A 5,270-nucleotide genomic window follows, 5' to 3' on the forward strand; every position below is an offset into this window, starting at 1 on the left:
TGGTGACGCTACGCTAAACACCAACAACGGCAGGGGTGACGTTATACTAAATACCAACAGCGAAATTCCTACGATTGATAGCTCTGGAATGAGTATGAATCACTCCTTTCAGCATAATAGTAGAGGATTCTTCAGGAATGCAGATCCGTCGTAAAGCAACGGATACCTAGCATCACCGCCCCAAGCTCCAGCAGAAGTGATGCCCGTACGCTATGAGCTCAGGTGAATGATGGCAACTTCTCGGATAGGGTAATCTTTTAGAGAAACGTACATCTTTGCCTGAACAGAAACCCGGTAAACCTCTTTCTTTCGTATCCTACTTAGCTTCTCAAATGATTTTACGTAACCGAGTACTGACTGTCCTATTCGTCCTGCTAGGCAGTGTGTCCGCTTTTACTCAAACCAAAAAGAATTTATCGTCCTTCGAAGGCTATCTATTTGCTTACTTCGAGGGTTCAGGAGACCCGCTCAAGCAGGAGCAGTTACGCCTAGGGATAAGCAAGGATGCCATCCATTGGTCTGCTTTAAATAATAACCAGCCTATCCTTGCCTCCAGTGACATCTCGCAAACGGGTGGAATTCGGGATCCGCATTTGTTACGGGGGGAGGATGGAAATACCTTTTACCTGACGGCGACCGATATGTTCGTCGGTAAGAACGGCTGGGGCAGCAATCCGGGGATTGTCCTGTTGCGATCCACTAATCTGGTAGATTGGACGCACCAAAGTATCGATTTGGCTAAAGCCTATCCGCAGACCTTTGGGAAGGTGCAATGGGTATGGGCTCCGCAAACCATTTATGATCCACAGGTAAAGAAGTATCTGATCTACTTCACCGTACGTTTCAAAGACGATTCCAAGCTTGATTTTTATTCCGCCTACGCCAATCCGGATTTTACGGGTTTTGAGGCCGAACCCAAGCTGATGTTCCGGGCCAAGTACGGAGCTATTGACGGTGATATCGTGTATAAAGACGGTACCTACCATCTGTTTTTTAAAGGGAATACCAAAGATGAGAACGGGAAAGAAATCAAAAATGGTATTCAACAGGCCACGTCGAAGTCGCTGAGCGGTCCCTGGGTGGAGGATTTTAAGTACCTGGATGCGTATTCGGATCAAAAGATTGTGGTGGAAGGGTCCAGTGTCTTCAAACGCAATGATTCGGACGAGTATATCCTGATGTATGACCTGTACACCAACCTGCGGTATGAGTTTCAGCGGAGCACCGATCTGTATCAGTTTACGGATAAACCCGAGTCCTTTACCAAAAACTTTAATCCCCGGCACGGCAGTGTCATCGGCATTACCCGCGAAGAAGCCCGCCGCCTGCAGGCGAAGTGGGGCGGGGTTCCCAACGACTTGTTACAACCCGTCGAGGCTTCCGATCGCTACACCTTCACCTCCAAAGGAAATCCCATCATTACGCATGCCTACACGGCTGATCCGGCGGCTCTGGTGAAAGGGGATACCCTGTGGTTGTTCGCGGGCCATGATTTTGCGGGTGGACAAAGTGGGTATAAAATGAAAGACTGGCTGGTGTATTCAACCACGGATTTACAAACGTGGACCCAGTATCCCGTGCCCTTACAAATAACGAATTTCCCCTGGGCGAAGAGTGGAGATGCGTACGCGGGTCAGGTCATTGAAAGAAACGGAAAGTATTACTGGTACATCAGCACCAACTGGTCGGGTATTGGCGTGGCAGTAGCCGATCGACCGGAAGGCCCTTACAAAGATGCCTTGGGAAAACCCTTGCTTACCAACAAGGATTGTTTCGCTTCGTCCCATTCCTGGGCCTGTATTGACCCCACGGTGTATATCGATGCCAAGGATCAGGCCTGGCTTTTCTGGGGCAATCGCGAATGCTATTATGCCCGGCTCAAGAAAAATATGATTGAAATCGAAGGAGAAATCAAACGAGTGCAGTTCCCTGGTTTCGAATTTACGGAAGCCCCCTGGATTCATACGCACAAAGGCAAATACTACCTGAGTTACGCGACGGGTTTCCCGGAGAAAATTGCGTACGCCGTGGCCGATGCCATCGAAGGGCCTTACGAATACAAAGGCATTCTCAATGAAATTGCGGGCAATAGTAATACCAACCACCAGGCGATCGTCCAGCATAAAGGGCAGTGGTACTTCATCTACCACAACGGCGGTATTCAAACCGATGGTAGTAGTTTTAGCCGCTCGATATGCATTGATAAACTACAGTATAACAAGAACGGAACCCTAAAACGGGTCGTAATGACTAGTGAAGGCGTTACGAATACGTCCAGCTCGTCTAAATAAGTTCAAAAACCAAGTAGTCGATGCCTCCCGGGAACGCCGAAGTCGTAGGCTGATTTTCGTAAGCCGAATCTTTACGACCGGCGGTATCCTGGCGTAGGCATTGGCTACCTCATAGACAATACCTTTAGGTTGCTAAAGTAGTACAGGAAAAAATTTGAAATGAGGTCAGAAAGAAAGGAGAACTCGCTACGCCAGGGTTCGTATCTAGCGTAGGAGGCTCAACAACCGGAAAAACAGATGAAGGCCTTTAGGCAATGAAATAATGAATTTCCAAATAGCGTTTACCGCTTTGTTTCGACGTTAATCGTTCCAGGACATCAGGAGTCGATGCCTGATCTTTATCCGACGGAGCAGGAAATTGTTTCCAGATCCCACCCACCATCAGCTTTTGTTCGGGTAGTTTTACCGAACGTTTGCTGTGAGCAATGAGAAGTTTCTCGGCTGTCTGTTCGTCGGTTAGTTCGTAAATGTCGTATAAATCAACGGTGGGAATCAGCATAAAAGTTTTTCCAAAGGGAATGAGCACAAAGCCTTCCAGAGCTGATTTCGAAGTATTGGGTTTAGGCGTTCCCGTAAGAATAATATTGGAAGAAGAATGCACTTGAATTGCTTCCGAAACGCTTATCTGCAAAGGTTTATAGTTCTGATAATCCAGTTGCAATCGATCATCCAGTTTTGATAATACCTCTGCTTTTGCTTTTTCGTCCAATCGGCAAAGGGCCATTTCCAGAAAGAGAATCATTTTCTGTTTCGTAAGAAATACACCCGATACTTTAGACAGTTCGGCCGGGGTAATGACCTCATCTTGAGCCTCGGTGAAAAGATTGTAAAATCGACCACCATTGTCTAGCTCCCGCATCGCTTCCTCAAGGCTGGTGTAGGGTTTGATTTCTTCCATCGATTCGTAGTGAATAAGTACTGGTATTTTGGTCGTAGAGAGCGGAAGCCTTCACCAGGCGAGTGAGCTGTTCCAGTAGTAAAGAAAAGCCAGAGAACCGTTCATACGTGTTTTTTCGGATGAATGGCCGTTGGTACCGATCAACCTAGGAGTACAACCGCTCCCCGGCGTGATTCCGGAACCTAGGAATTAATCTTCGATGGCTTCAATCCCCAGTTGTTTTAATCGCTCCAGGTTATCCTTCATGGCTTTCAGTTGCTCGGGCGTATGCCCCTGCCATTCCGTAATTTCACCGACGACCTTGAGCGGCTGTAAGGAACGATAGGAGCGGGTAGGGTTCCCCGGAAATTTTTTATCGGTCAGGTTAGGATCGTCCTCAATAGGGCCGGTAGGTTCTACCTGATAGATTCGTGCAGGCCCTGCACCCACAGCCAGCTCGGCACCCCAGATGGCGGCATCCAGGGTGGCGGTTAAGTAGATGTATTTTGCTTGATTCCGCTGGCCGTAGTTGGATTGAAAGCCCGGTCGAATGAGATCACCCGGTTTCAAATCGGCCTTGGTTCCATGATAGAAGCTAATGGAAGACAAATCGTTGGTCTGATCCATTCGTTGGGTAGTTTGGTTATTGAGTAAAAGCTTTCGTTTATACTTGGGCTTGGTTTTGACTTTGCAGTTGTTTGGCAAGTCGTTACCAGCAACGGCGGAGTGAGGTCTGTATGAACAGTTAATGATTTCCAAGGTAACAGGAGCTTATGAATATTTACGAATACCAGCGGTTAGTCGGCAAAATAGAAGATATTCCTGCGTTGAAGGAGGAGTTTATAACCCTGTACGATACCAAAAACCACCGGGAAATGGTGCAGTTTTGTTTGGTATTCGGACAACATCTGATTGAGAAAACGGGCTTCGAACCCTGCCACGAAATAAAGGCAGCATTCGAAGCCATGCAAAGATGGCTGGATGGAAAAACCAATTATCACGAAGCCAGGAATTTGAGTCTGGAAATAAGCCGAATCGCTAAACTTGAAAAAGACCCGGCTAAAGTAAAATTTTTAAGAACGCAGGCACAGATAGCGGCCAGCCCGCATACGAAATATCATGGCTTATGGGCCACTGATTTTGCGGTGACGATGATCAATAAACTGTTTCCCGGCGATCTGGAAGAAGTAAGGAAAGAAAGAGAAGCACAGGTAAAGTTGTTGAAGGAGATTTGATTTTTCTAGGTGAGCTTCGCCGCTGTTGGTGTTTAGCGTAGCGTCACCAACAACGGCCGTGTGGAAGAGGTAGACATGGTACTTTGAATAGGTAATACCGATTCCGGTGTGGGAGTTCGAGTCTTCGCCGTTGTTGGTGTTTAGCATAGCGTCACCAACAACTTCACTTCAATAAGAATTAATCATCGAACGAAACTTTACTTCGTATTACTCTACTCTTGTCTTAACGAAGTGTCTCTAACAATCAGTACTTATTATTCGGCGTATAGCTTTATATAGCTATAAACCATATTTGTTAGAAATGGCTAAAACTCATGCATGAGCATCAGTATCCCGCTTTTTTCACAGCGACTATTCTTTCCTGTAAACACGTACTCAAACCTGATAAATATAAGCAAATCATCATTGACAGTTTACGCTTTTTAGTAGAAAATAATAGAGTCATTGTATATGGATTTGTAATTATGCCAAATCACCTTCACCTGATTTGGAAGATAACGCCACCCTTTAGCAAGTCAGAAGTACAACGAGATTTTTTGAAATTTACGGGTCAGTACATTAAAAATGATATTCAAAAAACCATCCAGCAGTTTTAGAAAAATTAGCAAGTACACAGGGTGATCGAAAATATCAGATTTGGGAAAGAAATTCTTTATCTATCTACTGCTACTCAAATAAAGTCATACTAGAAAAGCTAACCTATATTCATAATAATCCTATTCAACCGCACTGGAATTTGGCCCATATACCCGAAGATTATTATTATTCTAGTGCCCGATTTTATGAATTTAATCAGGATGCGTTTGGATTTCTTACTCATTATAGTGAATGAGGCTGAGTTGTTGGTGACGCTACGCTAAACACCAA

General features: G+C 45.6%; 5 protein-coding genes. 3 read left to right on the forward strand and 2 right to left on the reverse strand.

Translation table 11 applies throughout. From position 1 onward, the window contains the following. Nucleotides 1-383 precede the first annotated feature (383 nt). Nucleotides 384-2,291 (forward strand): family 43 glycosylhydrolase, encoded by a 1,908-nt coding sequence (locus BWI93_RS28525; RefSeq protein ID WP_255157727.1) that lies wholly within the window; start codon nucleotides 384-386, stop codon nucleotides 2,289-2,291. 247 nt (nucleotides 2,292-2,538) lie between these two features. Here the strand turns inward: BWI93_RS28525 and BWI93_RS27655 are convergent, their stop codons facing one another. Both BWI93_RS27655 and arr read right to left on the reverse strand, forming a co-directional pair. Next, complete coding sequence (locus BWI93_RS27655; protein WP_176454132.1) at nucleotides 2,539-3,189, reverse strand: hypothetical protein; 651 nt, start codon at nucleotides 3,187-3,189, stop codon at nucleotides 2,539-2,541. 189 nt (nucleotides 3,190-3,378) lie between these two features. Continuing rightward, a complete protein-coding gene (arr, locus tag BWI93_RS04470) occupies nucleotides 3,379-3,795 on the reverse strand; it encodes an NAD(+)--rifampin ADP-ribosyltransferase (RefSeq protein WP_094808950.1) in 417 nt (138 codons plus the stop codon). A 146-nt stretch (nucleotides 3,796-3,941) separates the two neighbouring features. On the opposite strand from arr, the gene BWI93_RS04475 reads away from it, so the two are divergent. Next, nucleotides 3,942-4,403, forward strand: coding sequence for a putative immunity protein (locus BWI93_RS04475; protein ID WP_094808951.1), 462 nt, complete (start codon nucleotides 3,942-3,944; stop codon nucleotides 4,401-4,403). A 314-nt stretch (nucleotides 4,404-4,717) separates the two neighbouring features. Next, nucleotides 4,718-4,999, forward strand: a complete 282-nt coding sequence (locus tag BWI93_RS28530; RefSeq protein WP_255157728.1) for a transposase — start codon at nucleotides 4,718-4,720, stop codon at nucleotides 4,997-4,999. Nucleotides 5,000-5,270: the final 271 nt, after the last annotated feature.

This window comes from Siphonobacter sp. BAB-5385, from assembly GCF_002261125.1.
In the GTDB taxonomy this organism is placed as follows: Bacteria; Bacteroidota; Bacteroidia; order Cytophagales; family Spirosomataceae; genus Siphonobacter.